The sequence below is a fragment of the Deltaproteobacteria bacterium genome, from assembly GCA_016183175.1.
GTDB lineage: Bacteria > UBA10199 > UBA10199 > UBA10199 > SBBF01 > JACPFC01.
In genome coordinates, this window is sequence record JACPFC010000088.1 from 1 (window position 1) to 19,366 (window position 19,366).

Below are 19,366 nucleotides of genomic sequence, written 5' to 3' on the forward strand. Positions count from 1 at the left end.
GCCGCGGGCGATTTTACCGTCAATATCACGGCCGGGACGTTGTAAGACGATGCCTTAAGAAGGGTGGGCGGATTGGATGATGAAAAATATCTTCCCGTTTGGGGTGGCCCTGTTTTTGGCAGTTGGTCTTTTGCAGGCCTGCCTCGAATCGGCGGAGGATGAAGAGGCTGTCGACGAGGGGACCTTTTCCGAAGAAACCATCACTCTCGCTGTTACGGTGGCCGAACCGGTGTCCGCCAATCTTTCGGTCCCTGCCCTGACGATGGGAAAAAGAGGTCTCGCCTTAAAATCGCCCGCCATGGCCACAGAGGCCGCCGAGGCAGGTGACGTGATTCTCAAGACAGCTGATGGTCTTCTCCCCACCATTTATGGTTGCACCATCGACGAAACCGGCACCTGCACAATAGAAGTCCCGGTATCCTTGGCAGAAGAAGGAGGAGTTCTGGTAGCCGATACCGGCACCACGATCCAACACGCAATGATAGCCATGACACCGGAAGAAACAGAGGCCCTTCAGGCATCGGGAGAACCACAGGCCACATCGATCAATCCGGTGACCACTGTGACAATGGCAACCGTGCAAGCCCTCCTTGAGGACAATCCGGACACGGACAGACCATCCATTATCGAGGCCATGAATGCCCTGTACGCCGAGGCGGCCACAACGACTGATGACGACGAGGATACCGATACCGTCTCCGACTCCGCCAGAAGCCTCGTCACCGCCATGCAAGATATCATCCTCGATGCGCCGGAGGCAACACGACCGGTTATTTTGATGGAAAGAGCCTTTGCCGATCAAAGCATAGAAGGCATCGAGTCGCTCGTAGCGGACAGTTCAACCCTTGCCGATTCTGTCGTGAACACACAGGAGACGGCGGGGGTCATTGCCGACGCCTACTCTAATCCAGATGATCCGGACGGTCCTGTGTGGACCGAGGCTGTAACCAACGCGGCCGCCGAGACAGGGCTCGACACCGCCGACATCGCCAAGATGATTGTCGCCACAGTGGGGGTATCGACCCCGGAAGAAGTGGACCAGACTGGAAACGACCCTTTCAGCATTCAAGAGCTCCAAAATATGGCCCTTGCCGTAACCTCCGTGACCGACCTTGTCGAAAAAGGGGCCACCGATCGGAAAGTACCGGGGGCCATTGCCGAAATGATGCGATTGGGGAATTTCGCCGGCACCGACTCGATGGTCATCAATCAGGCGATGGGATTGCTTGACGCGACGTTTCCGACGGATTTCAGTTCCTACAACGCAAAAACCGCGGCCCGGGCCGCCCTTTTGTTCAATGCGGAATATGCCAGCGAGGGGGGCTTTCTTTCTCCGTCGGAGCTCGCCTCCGTCCTTGCCCCGGCCTTAAAGGACAACTCGGTACAGTTTTCGATATCGACCGGCGGCACAAAGGCCTTCAGCACTTTTATGGCGAATCTTGTCACAGACGGTTTGGCTTTTGACGCCTCGGCCCGTAAAGTCGATATCTTTAACGGCCCCGGGGAATCATGCACTACGGATAGCGACTGCGCAGGTTCACTCTGTGTGAGTAGCGTATGCACCGCCGATTCGACCACCATCGGCGGATCGTGCGATACCGACTCCGATTGCACCAGCGGCGAGGTCTGCGTCGGCCGTCACAGGAACCGATTCTGCATGGCGGCCAATGGCGCCCCGGCGGGTGTGACTGTTTTCGGTTCCGGGGACGCAACAACGCCCGTATTGAGAAGCGAGGTAACCATCGCCTCCGGGGAGGCCGGTTCCGATTGCCCCTGTAGTAGCGGTTTTACCTGTACCAGTTCCACCGCCAGCGCCGGCGTCTGCCGTCCTTCAACCCTGACCGGCTATAGAGCACCGGGAATGACCTGCACAAGCGCCGACCAGTGCATCAGCGGAACCTGCAGTACGGGGCGTTGCGCCGCTACGACATCCTTTATGGCCTCTCTGGGAACTTTGAAGGTGATCGGCGATCCCTGCACGTCCCCCATGGATTGCCAGAGCATGTGGTGTAATGCCGGGATCTGCGATTCACCCCCCACTTTTATCCAGAACCTTTTTACCGGGGCCTCTCTGGCCGGAGCCGGGGTCTCTTGCACCTCCAACAACCAGTGCAAGTCCTTTTTCTGCAATGCCGGAGTCTGCGGCGCTTACACCGGATCGGGCTACACGACTGTCGCGGAGACAAAAACCTCGGGGCAAACCTGCGCCTTCACGGGGGAATGTGTCAGCCCCCTGCAGTGCGTCTCGGGAACCTGCGCGGGCATTACGTGGGCGATCCCCTGCAATGCGACAAGCCAGTGCCCGGCGGACAAATATTGCAAGGAATTCAGTTGCGTTGCCAGATCATCCGAAGGGGGAAGCTGTACGGGGACAACGACAAGCACCATCGGAGAAGCCTGCGTGAACGGGATCGGGCTTGCATGTCTTGCGTCCAACAGTACCTGTCAATACAGAACCCTGCGCAACAACACCTGGACCAAATACACTGGGCCCGACACCCCAAAGACAAGCCCAGGCGGCTCCTATTGCCTCGCAACGGCGGACAACGCCTATACGTTCACCTCGGGGGGACCCGGCCTGACTGCTTACGGCGCCGGAGGCACGGGAAATCTGACGGTCACCCTGACACCAGGTGGAAACTGTACCGGCGTGTTGAATGGACAGGCCGGGAGCGGCCAATGTCCCGGCACCTCCGCAGGTCCGACGGGAACAGTCACCGGAAGCAAGATCGTGCTTTCCTTTCCCGGCCTTGGAAATTGTCAGCTTGTCTTGAAGAATTAAACCAGATTTCGGTCGAGGCTCCGGTACTGGACCGCTTCCAGGAGGTGGCGGGTTTCAATGGATTCAGACTCCTCCATGTCCGCCAGCGTCCGGGAGACTTTCAGAATACGATCGAAGGCCCGCGCCGAGAGGTGAAATTTTTCCATAATCCCCTTGAGCAACTGCTTTCCCTCCGCGCCAAGCCCGCAGTATTTGCGCATCATCCGGGGGGTCATCTGCGAGTTGAGCCGGACCCCCTCTTTTTTAAACCGCTCGCACTGGATGGCCCTCGTCTTGATCACCCGCTTTCGAATCGCCTCCGATGACTCCCGCGCCTCGCGGGTGGAGGTCATCTCATCGAAGGGAACCGGCGGCACCTCGATCTGCAGATCGATCCGGTCCAAAAGGGGGCCCGACAATTTGGTCCGGTATTTCTGCGTCAGATGCGGCGTGCAGACGCAGGCCTTACGCGGATGGCCGTAAAACCCGCAGGGGCAGGGGTTCATCGCCGCCACCAGCATGAAATCGGCCGGATAGGTGAGGCTCATCGAGGCGCGGGTGATGGTCACCTCTCCCGACTCCAGAGGCTGACGCAGGAGTTCCAACACATTTTTTTTGAATTCCGGCATTTCATCCAGAAACAAAACCCCGTTGTTCGCCAGCGACACCTCGCCGGGGCGGGGGATGGTCCCGCCGCCGATCAATCCGGCATCGGAGACGCTGTGATGCGGCGCCCGGAAGGGGCGTTCGGTCAAAAGCTGGTTTTGGTGACGCAGAAGATTCATCACGCTGTAGATCTGGCTTGTCTCCAGCGATTCCTGAAAGGTCAGCGATGGAAGAATGGTGGGGAGGCGCGAGGCAAGCATCGTCTTTCCCGCCCCCGGCGGGCCGACAAAAAGGATGTTGTGCCCCGCCGAGGCCGCCACCTCCAGCGCCCGCTTGGCCTGGTACTGGCCGCTGATCTCGTCGAAATCGACACGGGCATTTGCGCCGGACCCGTTCCCGCCGAAGGGACGGTTTTCAACGGGATCGAGCGGAAGACGCCCCTCCACAAATTCCACCACCTCCGAGAGGTGTTTCATACTGAAGACCGGAAGCTCTTCCACCATTGCCGCTTCCCCGGCATTGACCTCCGGGAGGATGATTCCGGCATACTTTTTTCTCGCCGCCAGCATGGCAATCGGCAAAACGCCGCGAATGGGGCGGAGATCGCCGTTCAGCGAAAGTTCTCCGACGTAAAGATACGACTGCGCCTTTTCGCTCTGCACCACGCCGGAGGCGTTTAAAAGACCGAGGGCTATCGGCAGATCGAAGGCCGTCCCCTCTTTTTTGATGTCCGCCGGCGCGAGATTAATGGTGACCTTCCGCTGGGCAAAATCGTAGCCGCTGTTCTTGATGGCCGAAACCACCCGCTCGCGGCTTTCCTTCACCGCGCTTTCCGGCAATCCGACGGTGTGCCACTGGGGCAAAGATTGGAGGGAGATATCCACCTCCACATCCAGCGGATAGGCGTTGATACCAAGCAGACCAGCCGATTTAATGGAGGAGATCATATGATTTGGGGCCCGTTCGGCCCGGTCGTTGCTACTCGCATTTATATGATATTACGGGCCTCACATGGCCCCAAACCCCGCGCTCACCACGGGCCAAGCCCGATGGTTCGCTTTGTGAAGCTTCTGGGCGGTTCGATCCAATGGGTGATTTCTTCTTCGGCAGAGACATGATCGCCAAAACAGATCCGGAGCGGATCGAGGCAAAGGTCGATCCCTTCAAATTGGCGCCGATAAATTTCTTTCCCGGTTTCCAGGATGTTTCCGACAAGGACGAACATGCCGATTTTCTATTTCAAAGATCGTGCCAAGTAAGGCAGGGGATAGGGTTTAGGGTATAGGGTCCAGGGAAAACAAGGAGTTAGCTTGTAGGGGCGCGATTCATCGCGCCCGTCGGAGAAGCGCCAATCGACCGATTTTCGGACGGTACCGTCCGATTTTCGGTCGGTTCCGTTTCCAAAAAATGCATGCCATCACCGACACATGATTGTCATGATAAAACTTAACAGGCTTTTGACTTTGATTTCAGAATCTTCTTTATCGGCCGGCGGCGGTAAAAGTTACGGTTTATTAAGCGAGCATTCTGATTATTAATTAGTTTAAATATATTCAAAAAAATAGACTTATAATCTACTTTTTAGAAATAAAATAAACTATGCCATTGCCAATCTGTGTGCCAAAGCCGAAACTGTTTTTGAAAAAACCGCCTCTATCAACACTCTTTCTTTTGCGGATCTCTATGGCGGAAAAATTTGCGCGGCTCTCGACCGCCAGCATCCGCGCGATATTTTTGATATAAAAATTCTTCTCGAAAATGAGGGGATCACCCCGGACACCAGAAGGGCCTTTGTTGTTTATTTGGCCAGCCATGATCGGCCGATGAACGAATTACTTAATCCCGCAAGGCATGATTTTGAACAGGTCTTTCAGGCCGAGTTTTCCGGAATGACCCTTGCGCCTGTTACCTGTCGGGAACTGGTCGATGTCAGAGAAATGCTTATTTCACAAATCAACCGGGACCTGGCATCCAACGAAAGACAATTTCTGTTCTCTATAAAGGAGGGAAATCCCAAATGGAACTTGCTGGGCTTGCCTGGAATCGAAACCCTGCCGGCGCTACAGTGGAAACTCGCCAATATCCGAAAAATGCCGGCTAAAAAGCATGCCGAAGCCTTGGAAAAATTGAGAAAGATTTTGGCGCTATAATATTCCCACCCAGCCGATGGGGAATCAAAAAAACCTAGAAGCCCATCAGAAAAAATGCCAATATTGGGGCGGAGAAAATATGCCCAAGGTGAAAACAGGCATCGATCGTCTTTTTGAGGAAGAGATTGTCGACTTTAAGAACAAGCGGGTCGCCCTTTTGGTCCATCCGGCCAGTGTCAACTCCCGACTCCAATACACGCTCGACCTTTTTTACGAAAATCCAAAAATCAATTTGACCCGGCTCTTCGCCCCCGAACATGGACTCTGGGGATACGCGCAAGACATGATCGCCGTCGAATCGCAAACCGATCCGCGCACCTCCCTTCCCGTAAAAAGCCTGTACGGAAAAAACATTGCCTCGCTGAAACCGACGCCCGCAGATCTTGCCGATGTCGATTGCGTGGTATGCGACCTTCAGGACATAGGCTCCCGCTACTACACTTTCATCTACACGATGGCGCTGACCATGCAAGCCTGCGCCGAAAACAACCGGGAGATGATCGTCCTCGACCGCCCCAATCCGATCAATGGGATCGACCTTGAAGGAAAAATTCTTAAAAAAGGGTTTGAATCATTCGTGGGGCTCTATCCGCTTCCCGTGCGCCACGGGATGACCATCGGCGAATTGGCCGCTTATTTTAATGAGGAATGCAACATCGAGTGCAATTTGAAAGTGGTGCCGATGAAGGGGTGGAAGCGGGAAATGTTCTTCGACGCGACCTCCCTCCCGTGGGTTCCCCCTTCCCCTAATATGCCGACTTTGGAGACCGCCTTGGTGTATCCCGGCATGTGTCTTTTGGAGGCGACAAATCTCTCGGAGGGGCGGGGCACCACGCGCCCCTTCGAGCTGGCCGGCGCGCCGTTTATCGACGCGCATGAGCTGGCCAAAAATTTAAGCGCTCTCCATCTGGAAGGGGTTATTTTTCGGCCGACAACTTTTCGGCCGACCTTTCACAAATGGGCCAACGAAGAATGCGGCGGCGTCCAACTGCATGTGACCGACCGGAAAAAATTCAGGCCTTATCTGACCGGAGTTGCCTTTTTAAAAACGGTGATCGACCTCTACCCGAACGATTTCCAGTGGCGCGATAAACCGTACGAATTTGTCAGCGAGATTCCGGCGATTGACCTCCTCTCCGGCGACGCCGTTTTGCGCAAAAAACTGGAGGCCCACGCATCGCTGGAGGATATTCAGAAAGACTGGAAGGAAGGGTACGAGGAATTTTTGAAGAAGAGGCAGAAACACTTGTTGTATTGATGTTACCATCCACTATCCACTATTCACCAGCCTCTTCGGCCACAACTTGCCGCCGCGAAACTCGCCGATGCCCAAAAAATCACTCCCGCTTTTTAAGACAACAATATTTTTTTCAGTATCGGCCGCCGTTATCGGCTGTCCCTGACAAATCCGCTTTGCTTCGACGGCCGACAGATCGACGGAAGGCAAATGGGCCAGCGCCGATTCCATTGAAATGAGATTTTTTTCCAAATCGAAATCCGACGCGGGATCAACGGCGTCCTTTACGCTGAATGACCCCGCCTGTATCCGCCGAAGCTCCGTCAAATGCCCCACCGTTCCAAGCCGCCCCGCCAGATCGGCCCCCAAGACGCGGACATAAGTGCCGCGCGAACAGGAAACCCGGAAGGAGATTAAATCCCCCCCCACCCCCCTTTGACAAAGGGGGGAGTGCTCCATAGGAGCCGGGGGGATTTGAAGAGACAATTCAAAAATCTCGATCTCCTGCGGCTGACGTTTAATCTCCAAGCCTTGCCTTGCCAATTCATACAGTTTTTTCCCCTCCTTTTTTTTTGCGGAATACATGGGAGGCATTTGGGTCTGCCGGCCCACAAAAGATTTCAGGACTTTTTCGACAGCCTCCCGGTCGATCGGCAAATGGGTTTTTTTTTCCGTGATGCGTCCTGTCTTATCAAGCGTATCGGTCGCCTCACCCAGTTTGAGCATCGCCTCGTAGACCTTCGGTTCTTCGTTCAGATAGGGAATGATTTTTGACGTCTCGCCGACAGCAACAACAAGCAGTCCCGTGGCAAACGGATCGAGCGTGCCGGTATGCCCGATTTTTCCCATTATTTTTTTCTTGAGGATGTTAAGAGCTTCGTTGGAGCTGATACCGGCGGGCTTGTCGATAAGGAGAAAACCGTTCATGTTTTGTTCTTTTCTTCTTCCAACTTTCGAAACAACTCTTCCACCCTCAAGCTCGCCTGGGTCGTTTCATCGTAGTGAAATTCGAGTTCCGGCATAAAGCGGAGCTTGATCCGGTCGGCCAGCTCCTTTTTCAAAAAACCCCTGCTTCGTTTCAGCCCCTTTAAAACGTCTTTTCTCCGTGCCGGCGGGCCGTCCGCTTCATAATAAATGCGCGCCAGGCGGAGATCGGGGGTGAAAATCACGCGGGTCACGCGGACCGATTGCAAAAGAGGATCGCGCGCCTCAAACAACAAAAGCTGGGTGATCTCTTTTTTGTACGCCTCCTCGACTTTCCTGATGCGATGGGATTCCATTTTAAAAAGAAATAACCTCCCGCTGACAATCCAAAACATCCCCCAATCCCAACCCTTCAATAAAACGCAAAATCTGATCCGTCAGCGATTCGATGAATCCGTGATCGCTCCCGACAAGGGCAAAACCGATCTGCGACCTCTGCCAGGTGTCCTGATGCTCCACCTCCGAGATGTTGACGGAAAACTTTGCCGCCGTCCGCCCCTTTATTTTGTTGAGTTGCTGTCGTTTTTCCTTCAGGGAATGGCAGTAGGGGAAGTGAACGTCCAGTTTGACAATTCCAACCAACATTATATTTACAAAGTCGCCCGAATCAGCTCGATTTCAAACGCCTCAATCACATCCTTCGGCTTTATGTCCTGATAACCCTCAAGGCCGATGCCGCATTCAAGGCCGGAGGTCACCTCGCGGGCGTCGTCTTTGACCCGCTTGAGGGAGGCGACCTTCCCCTCGTAGACCACCACGTTGTTGCGCAAAAGACGGAGGGAGGCGGAGCGGGTGATTTTGCCGTCGATCACGAACGAGCCGGCAATCGTTCCCACCTTGGAGACGGTAAAAGTCTGGCGCACCTCGGCGCGGCCGAGATAATTTTCCTTTTTGGTGGGGGCCAGAAGCCCCTCCATCGCCTGCTTCACGTCATTTACCATTTCATAGATGATTTTGTAGAGCTTGACATCCACCCCTTCCCCCTTGGCCACGGAGAGCGCCTTGGTTTCGGGGCGGACGTTAAACCCCACAATGATCGCGTTGGAGGCCGAGGCCAAAAGCACGTCCGATTCATTGACGCCCCCGACAGCGGCATGGATGACATTCACGGCAACCTTCGGCGTGGAAAGTTTTTTGATCGCCTCGGAGACCGCCTCAACCGAACCCTGCACGTCGGCCTTGAGCACGACGCGCAACTCCTTCACCTCCCCCTCCTGAACGCGGGCAAAGAGGTCTTCGAGGGAGACTTTTTTGAGGGGGACGGCCTGCGCTTTTCTCTGTTCATCAATGCGATGCTCCACCACCTGCTGGGCCGATTCTTCGTTGGCCATGACATGGAAGGGGTCGGAGGCGGAAGGGACTTCGCCCAACCCCAGAATTTCGACGGCATACGAGGGAGGGGCCTCTTCCGCGGGCGCGCCCCGGTGGTCGGTCATCGCCCTCACCCGGCCGGATGAGGAACCGGCAATAATGATGTCTCCCAGGCGCAAAGTCCCTTCTTGCACCAAAACGGTGGCCACGGGGCCCCTCGTTCGGTCGAGCTTCGCCTCGATCACCACCCCTCTGGCCCGGCGGTTTGGATCGGCCTTCAACTGTAATACCTCTGCCTGCAGAAGAATCGATTCGAGCAGGTCTTCGATCCCGGTTTTCTTTTTGGCCGAGACCAGCGCCATCAGCGTATCGCCCCCCCATTCTTCGGGAGATAGGCCGTGATCCGCCAGTTGCCTTTTGATTCGTTCCACATTGGCCTCGGGCTTGTCGATCTTGTTGATGGCCACGACAATGGGAACCTTTGCCGCCTTGGCGTGGTCGATTGATTCCACCGTCTGGGGCATGATGCCGTCGTCGGCCGCAACAACGAGAATAACCAGATCGGTCACTGAAGCGCCGCGCGCCCGCATGGCGGTAAAGGCCTCGTGGCCCGGCGTGTCGAGAAAGGTGATTTTTCCTTTGGGAAGGGACGGTGTCCCGAGGGCAACGGTATAGGCGCCGATATGCTGGGTGATCCCCCCCGCCTCCCCTTCCGCCACGCTCGTCTGTCGGATGGCGTCGAGCAGGGAGGTTTTTCCGTGATCGACATGCCCCATCACGGTGACCACGGGAGGACGGTGTGTGAGATTTTCCTCCCCCTCCTTGCCTCTGGCCAGCGCCTTTTGCTCGTTAAAACCAACATCGCGCACCTCGTACTGAAACTCCTGCGCCACAAGCGAGACGGTGTCAAAATCGATCTCTTGATTGATGGCGGCCATCATCCCCATCCCCATCAATTTGGCGATGACCGCCGAGGCCTTCACCTGCATCTGACCGGCCAAATCGGCGACCGAGATCGACTTGGTCATTTCCACAATTCTCTTGATCTGCTTGGAAACGGTGATGACGGTCTGTTTTTGCCCCTTACGGGGGATGATTCTTTTCTTTCGCCCGCCGCGGGTCGGTTGAAATACCCGCTCCAACCGGTCGGCATGGGCGATGCGCGTCAACTGGGTGATGGTGCTGACCCGGCCGATCCCCTCCACTTCAAGAACCTCTTTCCCCCCCCCTTTTTTGGGAATTTTTTTGAGCTTTAACTGCTTGGCCTTTTCTTCCTCCTCCTCGGCCGCAGTAACTTCCTTTTTCTCTTCGCCCGGTTTTTCTTTGTCAGCCGGAGCCCGGCTGGCGGCCGGAGCCGGGCTGGTAGCGGTCTGCGCGGCGTCGGCAGTCCCGACGGGGGCGGCTTCTTTGGCAGAGGCGGCGGTTTTAACGCCGGCCGCCAGCCCCCTGGGGGCCAGCCGGGCTCCGGCCGGTTCCGCGGCGACGCCGCCTGCTTCTTCTTTTTTGGCCTCTTCGGCCGGAGGAAGAGGTGGAGCCTCCACCTTTCGGCGCCGGATTAACGTCGTTTTGATCCGCTTTTCCTGAATTTGGGTTTTTTCTTCCATGATCTATTTTCAGGGGCTCGCGTCGCCCCCTCAACGCCGCTTTGCGGCTGGTTCAGACAAGCAGGACTTTCAAGTCCCGGCACCTTTAAGACGTTTCAGGCTCGGTAGCCGGTGCCTCTGTCCCTTCGGCACCTTCTTTTTTCTTTCTCGCCTTTCTTTTCCGAATCTCCGTTCCCGGCACCACAACCGATTCCCCCTCTTTTACCTCCACAGGTTCCGGATGCGCGGAGCCGTCAGCCTGAACCAGTGGCGCTTGCACCGGTTCCTGTTGAGCCACAGTTGCCGCCTCTGCTACCGCTTCAACCGCAACCGGTTCAGCCGCTTGAACCTCGGGTGAGGCCGACCCGGCTTGGGGGGCCGACCCGGCCTGGGGGGCCGCCTCGGCCTCGAGTTTTGCCGCTTCGGCGGCGGCCGCTTCGGCTTGGGCGGCCGCCTCGGCCGCCCTTCGGACCGCCCGTTCGGCGTCGATTTCAGCGCGATGTTCAACCACCCAGCCCGCCCGCTCGAAAATTTTCTTCAGCGAATTGGGATCCATCCCCGGAATCTTCAAGAATTCCTCCAGCCCCACCTCTTTGATTTCCTCCGCCGAACGGAAGGCGTTGCTGTAAAGAACGGTGGCGATCCCCTCCTCGATTTCCAAGTCCTCCACCAGGCGCCCCTTGGCCTCCTTGGCCATGGCATCGAGCTTGCTTTCGCTGTAAATATCGATGTTCCACCCGGTGAGATTGGCGGCCAGCCGGACATTCTGCCCTTTGCGTCCGATGGCCAGCGAGAGCTGGTCGTCCGGCACCACAATCTCCATGGCATGCTCGTTTTCCTTGATGATGACCTTGCTCACCTCGGCCGGGGCAATGGCGTTGCAGACAAATTTGGCGGGATCGTCGTCCCACAGGACAATGTCGATTTTTTCGCCGCGCAGTTCCTGAACGACGCTCTGCACCCGTGACCCCTTCATCCCCACGCAGGCGCCGACAGGATCGACATCCGAATCTTTGGAATAAACCGCCACCTTGGCCCGGATGCCCGGCTCGCGGGCGCAACTTTTAATTTCCACGATCCCTTCCGAAATTTCGGGCACCTCCACCTCGAAAAGGGCCTTTAAAAGGGAGGGATGACGGCGGGACAAAATAACCTGCGCCCCCCTGCCGGAGGTGTTTAATTCCATGAAGAAGGCCTGAATCCGGTCGCCCGGCTTGTAGGCCTCGCTTTGCGCCTGCTCGCGGTAGGGAATGATCGCCTCCGTCTTGCCCAGATCGACCACCATGTTCCCTTTTTCATATCTCCGGACAATGCCCGAAAGAATCTGCCCCACGCGGTCTTTGTATTCCTTGAACACCACGTCGCGTTCGGCGTCGCGCATTTTCTGGATGATCACCTGCTTGGCGGTCTGGGCCGCGATCCTGCCGAGAATGTTCGGATCGATTTTTTCGCCGAGGCTGTCGCCGATGACGGCGTCGGGGTCGAGTTTTTTGGCATCCATGGGGGATATTTCGGTATTCGGGTTGGTGATGGGATCGGCCACGGTTTTAAACTGGAACAGCTCCACCTCGCCCACTTCCTGATTGTAGTGGGCCTCCAGCTCCCCCAAAAAACCCATCTTTTTGTGCGCCGCCGAAAGCATCGCCGCCTCCAGCGCCTCGATCAGCGCAGAACGGGGAATCCCCTTGTCCTTTTCGATTTGTTCCAAAACACGATTGAGATCGACAATCATGACTTACTCCTTATCTTATTTTACATTCAATTAAATCGCTTTTTGCCTCTATGATCTCCGCTCCCAAGCCGCTTTATCCGCCACTGGCGGCGCGGCTTGGGAACCCTCCTTATATTCCAAATTCGCCTTTTCCACCTGATTCATCGGAACCACATATTCTTTCCGATCAATCTCCATCACCAGCTCCGCTCCGCCAACCGACTTCAGAACCCCCTTGTAATTTTGCCGGCCATCGAGCGGAATCTTTGTTTTTACCCGGATGACCTTTCCCACCGACTTTTCAAAATGCCTTTTTGTTTTAAGCGGCCGGTTGATCCCCGGCGATGAAACCTCCAGGTCGTATTTAACGGGAACGATCTGCTAGACCTCAAGCACATCCTCCACCGCGTGGCTGACCCGCTCGCAGTCGGCCAGACTGACCGTTCCCTCTTCCCGGTCCAAAAGAAGCCGCAAGATATTTCTGCCGTTTTCGAAGGTCCAGACCACATCGAGCAGTTCCAAACCCTCTTCGGCCGCAATGGGGGCTGAAAGACTCGCCACTTTTTGCTTTACCGCTGAAATATCCACATGACACAGAAACAAAAAAAAAGGGCCAAAACGCTTCCTTTGGCCCTGATTATACGACCAAAATGTGGGGGTTATATATATTAATGAAGGGGGAAAAGGCAAGAGGGAAAATCCTTGAAGATCATACGGCAGAGTCTTGACCTGCCGCGGAAATTATTTTAAGGCTCTCCCATCATGTCGTTACCGTTTGATGCTGAAATCATTTGGCGGAATAAGGGTATCTCTCCCTCCGAGGCTCTGGCAATCCTTCAATGCACCGAAGAAGAGTATTTCTCCGGCGTAATGCCGGCGGCCAAGGCGCTTCGCGAAAGGGCCTTCGGGAACAAAATCAGCTTTTGTTCCATCACCAACGCCAAAAGCGGCGCCTGTGTGGAGGACTGCAAATTCTGCGCGCAGTCGAATTTTTACAAGGGAACCCAGGCTCCGGTTTACGGCCTCAAGTCGGCCGATCAGATTGTCGCGGATGCAAAAGCGGCCGATGCCTTTGGGGCCACCGAGTTTTCCATTGTCACCAGCGGCCGGGGAATGACCAAAAAGCGTGAGCTCGACACGCTGGTTTCCGCCCTCAAACGGATTCACGACGAAACCGACCTCGAATCATGCGCCTCGCTGGGGCTCATGAGTCATGATGATCTAAAGCGCCTCCGCGAGGCCGGAATGATCAACTACCATCACAATATCGAAACCGCCCGCTCGTATTTTCCCAACATTGTCACCACCCACACCTTCGACGAAGAGGTGGAAAGCCTCAAAAACGCCAAAAAGCTCGGTTTTCAAATTTGTTGCGGCGGTATTTTGGGGATGGGGGAATCCTTGGAACAGAGGGTTGAATTTGCCTTTGACTTAAAGGAGATCGACCCCGACTCCATTCCGGTGAATTTCTTAAATCCCCGCCCGGGAACGCCTCTGGCCGACCTGAACGATCTGACACCGCTCGACTGCTTGAAGCTGATATCGATGATCCGCCTCGTTTTGCCGCGCAAAGAACTTTTTGTCTGCGGCGGCCGCGAGGTGAATATGAAAGACCGGCAGGACAAAATGTTTGACGCAGGGGCCTCGGGCACGATGCTCGGCAACTATTTAACCACCCCCGGGCGCGCCGCTGATGAGGATCTCCAGATGATCCGTTCGCTGGGGCTGGAAACGGTCACTCCACACCGGAGGGCGATGGAAAGCGACATTGGGCACTGCGGAGAGGGGGGGATTCGAACCCCCGGTAGGGCTTTTGGCCCTACAACGGTTTAGCAAACCGCCGCCTTCAGCCACTCGGCCACCTCTCCCCCGCCAAACAACACGGCGGGTCCCCCTCACCAAATTGACTATCCTTTGTTTGGCGGGGGAGAGCCCGCCACTAAAACTTTGGCGGGCACGGCCCGCCTCGTTTTTTGGCGGGCTCCTATTCTATTTTGTCATGCAAATTCTCAAAGTAACTCGCCCTTTCCCCGTCTTGAAATATCGCTCCCTTTTCTCTGCTTGTCCCCTATTGTAGAAAGATTCTGAATAAACAAGCTCAAAAGGACGACGATGTTTAGTTGAACTCACTTTCCCAGCGTTATGTTCTTTAATACGTCGTTCCAAATCAGCAGTTGTCCCGACATAATGCTTCAAATCGTTGACACTTTTCAAGACATAAACAAAATACATACATGACTGGCTGTTTTTGCCAGAAAAAAACCGATAGTTCAAGGAACAATTGCCGTTTGATTTTCCCAGAAAAATTACGCACAATACCCCGTCGCATTGCCCGCCCCACTAATGCGTTGGCGGGCTTCCCCCAACACCACGAGTGCTTTGAGGGATGGGGGACCCAACAACGCAGTAGTGTTGGGGGAAGGGTGGCCGAGCGGTTGAAGGCACCGGTCTTGAAAACCGGCAGGCCCGAAAGGGTCTCGTGAGTTCGAATCTCACCCCTTCCGCAAATTTTGAAAATCGGGCGCGACGACCCATTCTGAAATGATCCGCCACGCGCCCGCGTAATCAAAACGCAGGGTTTTGGCCAATCTGATTTAACGAAAATGATCAAACCCCTTTTTGACCTTTTTTAATTCCATTCCCCGTTCATCCAACACTTTTAAACCTTCATCGGCATTTGTAATCGTCCCGATTTCGTAAAATTTAAACCCCGCCTTTTGGACCCTCTGTTTAAAATCGGCCTTGGCTGATGGATGGACGGTGAACAGGAGCTGATAGTCCTCTCCCCCTCCCAGAATCAAGTCGTGGGCCGACAACCTCTGTTCACGCACAAGCATTTCAAAATCCCTCTCGCGTGGGACATCGACAAAGCGGATCGCGGCGCCGACTTCGCTCTGTTCCAGAACATGGCCCAAGTCCTGCAAGAGGCCATCGCTGATATCGATCATCGCCGTAACCCCCGCCTCCTTTCCCAAAAACTGTCCCGCGCCGATTCGCGCCCGCGGCGTCTTGTGGGCGCGGACATACGGCGACTCGCCCGATTTTCCTTTTTTAAGCAGATAAAGGCCAAGGGCGGAAGAACCCAGCGGCCCGCTGACAAAAATGCCGTCTCCCTCCTTTGCTCCTTTGCGGAACTTGCAGTAACGGGCCCCCACCTCCCCCACCTGGACAATATCGGCAAAGAAACTTTTGGGGGAACGGGAGATATCGCCGCCGACAATCGAGACGTTAAAACTCTGCGCCTCCTGCTGAAAACCCGCAGTGAGTTCATCAATCCATTTCTCGGAAATTGTTTGCGGAATCCCCAACGTTGTCATCGCGTACTTCGGCGTCCCCCCCATGGCCGCAATGTCGGAGAGCGACGCCGCAAAGGCCTTTTTGCCCGTCTCGAAGGCGGTGAAATATTTTGGTTCGAAATGGATTTTTTCGACGACGCAATCGGTTGTCATCAGGAGGTATATGCCCCCCCCTTTGTCCACAACGGCGCAGTCGTCGCCGATCCCGCAAATGACCTGCGGATTGGGAACGGTTACATGGCTTTGGATTTTCCGGATGAGATCGAATTCGGAGAGGTTCATTTCCTAGTTGCCTGTTTGCCGGATGCCCCCTTCCCCCGCTGTCAGGGCGAACGGGGTCACCGAGGCGCCGCTTTCGCCAAACGATTGAATGCCGGTGGCCCCCCCCAGCGCATCCATGACGAGGAGGGCATCCCTTATGTCGCCCCGTCTGAAATTCAAGGCCGACCGGAAACCGTTGACAAAGGCGGGGGCCTTGCCGGCCCTGTTGCCGGGATAAAAGATGTCCAGAAAGAAACTGCCGGGATAATCGGCCGAAAGCGCGGGCGAGAGGGCGGCATCGTTCCAGGCGTTGGTGCCCAACAGGGCGATTCCCGTGATGCCCGACAGCTTCAGGTAAGGGATCAGATGATTGATGACCCGGTAGCTGTCGGGAATAAAGAGGGCGTCGAAACCGGCGGTGGTGCCGGTGTACGAAAAACGGGACTGCCCCAGCTTGAGCCGCCTCACATCGCCGGCGAGATCGGGCTTTGAAGGGTTATACGCCGCCTTTGCCGCGATTTTTCCCCCTTGTGAGCCCACCTCGCTCACAAACAGACCGCTCATCTCCTGGCCGTAGCTGGAATTCGGATAGAGCACGGCAAAATTTCTTTGCCCACGGGCCATCGCCCGGTTGACCAGATCGCGAATCTGTTGAGCGGCCGGATATCCCATGGGGAAAACATAGCCCCCTGTCTCCTCGATCCCCGGTTTTTGCGTGATGGGGAAGAGAGGGATGTTGATCTGTTCGGCCCGTTTGGAGGCCGCTTCCGCCAGTTCCCCCGACATCGGGCCGATGATGGCCGAGACCCGTTCGTTTTCCAGCTCGTCCATCATGTCGGTCACCTCGTCGGGCATCGTTCCGGAGTCGCGGGTCACAAGCAGAACCTTGAGACGGGAGATATCCGTTCCCAGCGATGCCGTGCACCCATCCGTCATGCCGGAGGCGCATTCGATGCCGCGCAGAACCGTTCGGCCATACGCCCCTTGCGGACCCGAAAGGGGGAGGAGAACGCCGATTTTCAGCACATCCTTCAATTCCGCCACGGGAACGGCGCCCCCCAGCTCCTTCAACATAACCCGCGCCGAGTCGGCATATTCGTGTTTGGGCCAAGCGTCGACAAACTCCGACAATTTCCGGCGGGCCCCGCGCGTATCACCCGCTTCAAACAAGGTTTTTCCCCACTTGTATTCGACATACGGTTTGGAAAAAGTTTTGGGGTAACTGCGAAACCAGGCAGGGATGCGCCCATCGGGGAGGGGGGCGGTGACAAACCCGTGGAGGCGGCGCATGACATCGCGTTTGGGAAGCAGGTCCTCGGCCGACAGATCGGAGATACCGGGATCGGTCCCGTCTTCATAAATATCGGCCATCCGCAGAATGGAATAGTCGATCTCCTGACGGGAGAGCCCCAGTTTTTCCCCCACCAGGACCCGTGTCGAATAAAGGCGGAGATTGAGCTTGGCGGTCATCGCCTGCGGATCGGCCTGATTCAAGTATTGGAGGGCCCGGCGGTAGTCCTGATACCTGTAGGCCGAATAGCCGGCCATCAGCCCCCCCTTGGAGCGGTAGGCCGGATCGGGCGATTTTTTCATCAGGGTTTCAAACTGGCCGATGGCCGGCCCCCACTGTCCTTGAAGGAAATAAATCTTGCCCATTTTATAATATGATTCATCGGTGAGCGCATTGTAGGCAAAGGCAGAAATGAATTTTTGGTATTCCGAAAGCGCCGTCGAAAGATTTCGGCGGTTGTAAGAACCCTCGGCCACGGCGAAGGCCGCTTTCATGGAGGCGTCTACCTCGGCGGGATAGACCGGTTTCTTTTTGCCCACCCCGCCGCAGGCAAAAAAGGTCAGGGCAAGACCGAAAAGGAAGAGGAACCGCAGATTCTGGGTGAATTGATTCAAGGAATGTTTTTTTCTCACAGAACAAAAGACTTTTCAACATTAAATCGGGGGCTTTGCCGCTGGCGCCCCCGTACCCCCCTGTTCGCTCGCGCGGAATAAATCCGTCGCTCGCTCACTCATTCACTCCTCGCCATCCAAATAACCGCCGCCACCAAGAGGGGCCTGCCTCTTTTTTCAGTTTCAGGCGCACAAGGATATGAAGTTTTTTTCCCGTCGAAAGATCGGTTGAGTCGAGCGTGTAGGCAACCCCCGGAGAGAGCCCGGCCGGGATTTTAACCTCCTGCCTTTTCACTACTTCCACCCTCCCAAAGCCTCCGCAATGGATGCAGGGATGTTTTACCTTTCTCCCCCGCCCCTCACAGCGGGGACAGACCTTCCATTGAATTTCATTTCCATAGGTTGTTTTGATCTGCCCGCTCCCAAAACAGTAGGTGCAGATGACGGCGTGGGAATTGCCCGCCGAGCCCCCTCCCTTGCAGGAACGGCACTTTTCGGCGCCGACAAGCCGCGCCCGTTTTTTGGCGCCATGGGCCAGTTCCACCTCCGTCAACTCTATTTCCTGCGGCCTCTGGAGGCCAAGCACGCGGTCTTCACGGGTGAAGCCGAAGATGTCGTCGAAGATATCCTCGAGGTCTTTGACCGCCGGCGTTTTTGTGACCACCGGCGGGACCGCCTCCCCCTTTTTGGCCCATTTTTGAAAATTGTGGATGAGATGGTTGTAGGCCTCGGTGCATTCACGAAAGGACTCCGCGGCGGAGGCGTTTTCGGGGTTGCGGTCGGGGTGATGTTTAAGCGCCAAGGCGTGGTAGGCCCTTTTGACCTCCGGCGGCTGGGGCGGGTCTTGTAAACCCAGAATCTTGAGGGCCTGATGATAGTTCAATGGATTGTCTCGGCGGAAACCGTCACCAGGGCGGGACGGATAAGCCGGTCATGCAGGGTAAATCCGCTCCGATGGACCTGCACCACCCTCCCCGGTTTGTGTTCTTTTGATTCCACCTGACCGATCGCCTCGTGCCGGTGCGGATCGAATATTTCTCCTTCGACGCCGATTTTTTTCAGCCCGAATTTTTCGAGGCTTTTCTCGAGCTGTTTCAAAACCAGCCCCACTCCTTCGAGGATCGCCTTGGCTGTGCCTTCGACGGTTTTCGCCCCCTCGGTGTTCGCGTTTTTGTCCGACGAGGCCTCGGTTGCGTGCGCGATGCTCATTTCGAGATGGTCGATGGCGGGAAAAATCTCCTGAAGGATTTTTTCGTTGGCAAAGCGGGTGGACTCCTCTTTTTCGCGTTCCATCCGCTTGCGGAAATTTTCGAACTCGGCCAAAAGGCGCAGGTATTTGTCTTTTTCCCCTTTTAATTGATCTTCAGCCTCTTTGAGTTTGGCTTCAAGGACGCGAATTTCCTCGTCAAGGAGGGAACGATCGGCCTCGGGGAGTTTCTGGGGCGCTTCGATGGGTTTCGCCTCCTCGGACGGAGGATAAACCTCCTTTTTCCCTTTCAGAACATCCCGCAATTCGTCAACCTTTTCGGCCTTTTTGAATTTATCAAATTCTTTTGCCATCGCT

At 55.7% G+C, this 19,366-nt stretch carries 17 protein-coding genes, 2 tRNA genes and 1 pseudogene; 5 read left to right on the top strand and 15 right to left on the bottom strand.

The features are described 5' to 3' along the window. Positions 1 to 76: 76 nt before the first annotated feature. Positions 77 to 2,782: a hypothetical protein gene (locus HYU99_08795; protein ID MBI2340444.1), complete on the top strand. Its 2,706-nt coding sequence runs from the start codon at positions 77 to 79 to the stop codon at positions 2,780 to 2,782. Here the strand turns inward: HYU99_08795 and HYU99_08800 are convergent. Then, entirely contained in the window at positions 2,779 to 4,314 is a 1,536-nt protein-coding gene (locus HYU99_08800) for a YifB family Mg chelatase-like AAA ATPase (protein ID MBI2340445.1), read from the bottom strand. The genes HYU99_08795 and HYU99_08800 overlap by 4 nt on opposite strands. An 83-nt stretch (positions 4,315 to 4,397) precedes the next feature. After that, a complete protein-coding gene (locus HYU99_08805; protein ID MBI2340446.1) occupies positions 4,398 to 4,592 on the bottom strand; it encodes a hypothetical protein in 195 nt (64 codons plus the stop codon). Between the two features lie 367 nt (positions 4,593 to 4,959). On the opposite strand from HYU99_08805, the gene HYU99_08810 reads away from it, so the two are divergent. Together HYU99_08810 and HYU99_08815 are read left to right on the top strand one after the other, a co-directional pair. Next, on the top strand, positions 4,960 to 5,517 hold the full coding sequence (locus tag HYU99_08810) for a nucleotidyl transferase AbiEii/AbiGii toxin family protein (protein MBI2340447.1): 558 nt from the start codon (positions 4,960 to 4,962) through the stop codon (positions 5,515 to 5,517). 79 nt (positions 5,518 to 5,596) lie between these two features. Continuing rightward, entirely contained in the window at positions 5,597 to 6,775 is a 1,179-nt protein-coding gene (locus HYU99_08815; GenBank protein MBI2340448.1) for a DUF1343 domain-containing protein, read from the top strand. A gap of 12 nt (positions 6,776 to 6,787) precedes the next feature. Here HYU99_08815 and truB read toward each other — a convergent pair whose 3' ends face one another. From truB to HYU99_08850, 7 genes are all read right to left on the bottom strand, one after another. Next, positions 6,788 to 7,681, bottom strand: coding sequence for a tRNA pseudouridine(55) synthase TruB (gene truB, locus HYU99_08820; protein MBI2340449.1), 894 nt, complete (start codon positions 7,679 to 7,681; stop codon positions 6,788 to 6,790). After that, the gene (gene rbfA, locus HYU99_08825; GenBank protein MBI2340450.1) at positions 7,678 to 8,034 is read right to left on the bottom strand and encodes a 30S ribosome-binding factor RbfA; all 357 of its coding nucleotides are present in this window, start codon (positions 8,032 to 8,034) and stop codon (positions 7,678 to 7,680) included. Before rbfA ends, truB begins: the two co-directional genes overlap by 4 nt. 1 nt (position 8,035) lies before the next feature. Then, positions 8,036 to 8,323, bottom strand: a complete 288-nt coding sequence (locus HYU99_08830; GenBank protein MBI2340451.1) for a DUF503 domain-containing protein — start codon at positions 8,321 to 8,323, stop codon at positions 8,036 to 8,038. 5 nt (positions 8,324 to 8,328) lie between these two features. Next, on the bottom strand, positions 8,329 to 10,653 hold the full coding sequence (gene infB, locus HYU99_08835) for a translation initiation factor IF-2 (protein MBI2340452.1): 2,325 nt from the start codon (positions 10,651 to 10,653) through the stop codon (positions 8,329 to 8,331). Between the two features lie 85 nt (positions 10,654 to 10,738). Then, positions 10,739 to 12,364 carry a transcription termination/antitermination protein NusA gene (gene nusA / locus HYU99_08840; GenBank protein ID MBI2340453.1) on the bottom strand — a complete coding sequence of 542 codons (1,626 nt, stop codon included), beginning with the start codon at positions 12,362 to 12,364 and terminating at the stop codon, positions 10,739 to 10,741. A gap of 48 nt (positions 12,365 to 12,412) precedes the next feature. Continuing rightward, positions 12,413 to 12,637 carry a hypothetical protein gene (locus tag HYU99_08845; GenBank protein MBI2340454.1) on the bottom strand — a complete coding sequence of 75 codons (225 nt, stop codon included), beginning with the start codon at positions 12,635 to 12,637 and terminating at the stop codon, positions 12,413 to 12,415. 87 nt (positions 12,638 to 12,724) lie between these two features. Continuing rightward, complete coding sequence (locus tag HYU99_08850; protein ID MBI2340455.1) at positions 12,725 to 12,931, bottom strand: hypothetical protein; 207 nt, start codon at positions 12,929 to 12,931, stop codon at positions 12,725 to 12,727. 174 nt (positions 12,932 to 13,105) lie between these two features. Here HYU99_08850 and bioB point away from each other — a divergent pair. After that, positions 13,106 to 14,074: pseudogene (gene bioB / locus HYU99_08855) on the top strand (biotin synthase BioB). Positions 14,075 to 14,121: 47 nt separating this feature from the next. Here the strand turns inward: bioB and HYU99_08860 are convergent. Continuing rightward, a tRNA-Ser gene (locus HYU99_08860) sits at positions 14,122 to 14,211 on the bottom strand. A 121-nt stretch (positions 14,212 to 14,332) separates the two neighbouring features. Then, positions 14,333 to 14,575, bottom strand: a complete 243-nt coding sequence (locus HYU99_08865; protein ID MBI2340456.1) for a GIY-YIG nuclease family protein — start codon at positions 14,573 to 14,575, stop codon at positions 14,333 to 14,335. Between the two features lie 185 nt (positions 14,576 to 14,760). Here HYU99_08865 and HYU99_08870 point away from each other — a divergent pair. Continuing rightward, positions 14,761 to 14,847, top strand: a tRNA-Ser gene (locus HYU99_08870). Positions 14,848 to 14,937: 90 nt separating this feature from the next. Here HYU99_08870 and thiL read toward each other — a convergent pair. The 4 genes from thiL to HYU99_08890 form a co-directional block, all read right to left on the bottom strand. Continuing rightward, complete coding sequence (gene thiL / locus HYU99_08875; GenBank protein ID MBI2340457.1) at positions 14,938 to 15,921, bottom strand: thiamine-phosphate kinase; 984 nt, start codon at positions 15,919 to 15,921, stop codon at positions 14,938 to 14,940. 3 nt (positions 15,922 to 15,924) lie between these two features. Continuing rightward, positions 15,925 to 17,805 (bottom strand): penicillin-binding protein activator, encoded by a 1,881-nt coding sequence (locus HYU99_08880; protein ID MBI2340458.1) that lies wholly within the window; start codon positions 17,803 to 17,805, stop codon positions 15,925 to 15,927. 112 nt (positions 17,806 to 17,917) lie between these two features. Further along, positions 17,918 to 18,685 carry a J domain-containing protein gene (locus HYU99_08885; GenBank protein ID MBI2340459.1) on the bottom strand — a complete coding sequence of 256 codons (768 nt, stop codon included), beginning with the start codon at positions 18,683 to 18,685 and terminating at the stop codon, positions 17,918 to 17,920. Beyond that, positions 18,682 to 19,362 carry a nucleotide exchange factor GrpE gene (locus tag HYU99_08890; protein MBI2340460.1) on the bottom strand — a complete coding sequence of 227 codons (681 nt, stop codon included), beginning with the start codon at positions 19,360 to 19,362 and terminating at the stop codon, positions 18,682 to 18,684. Before HYU99_08890 ends, HYU99_08885 begins: the two co-directional genes overlap by 4 nt. Positions 19,363 to 19,366: the final 4 nt, after the last annotated feature.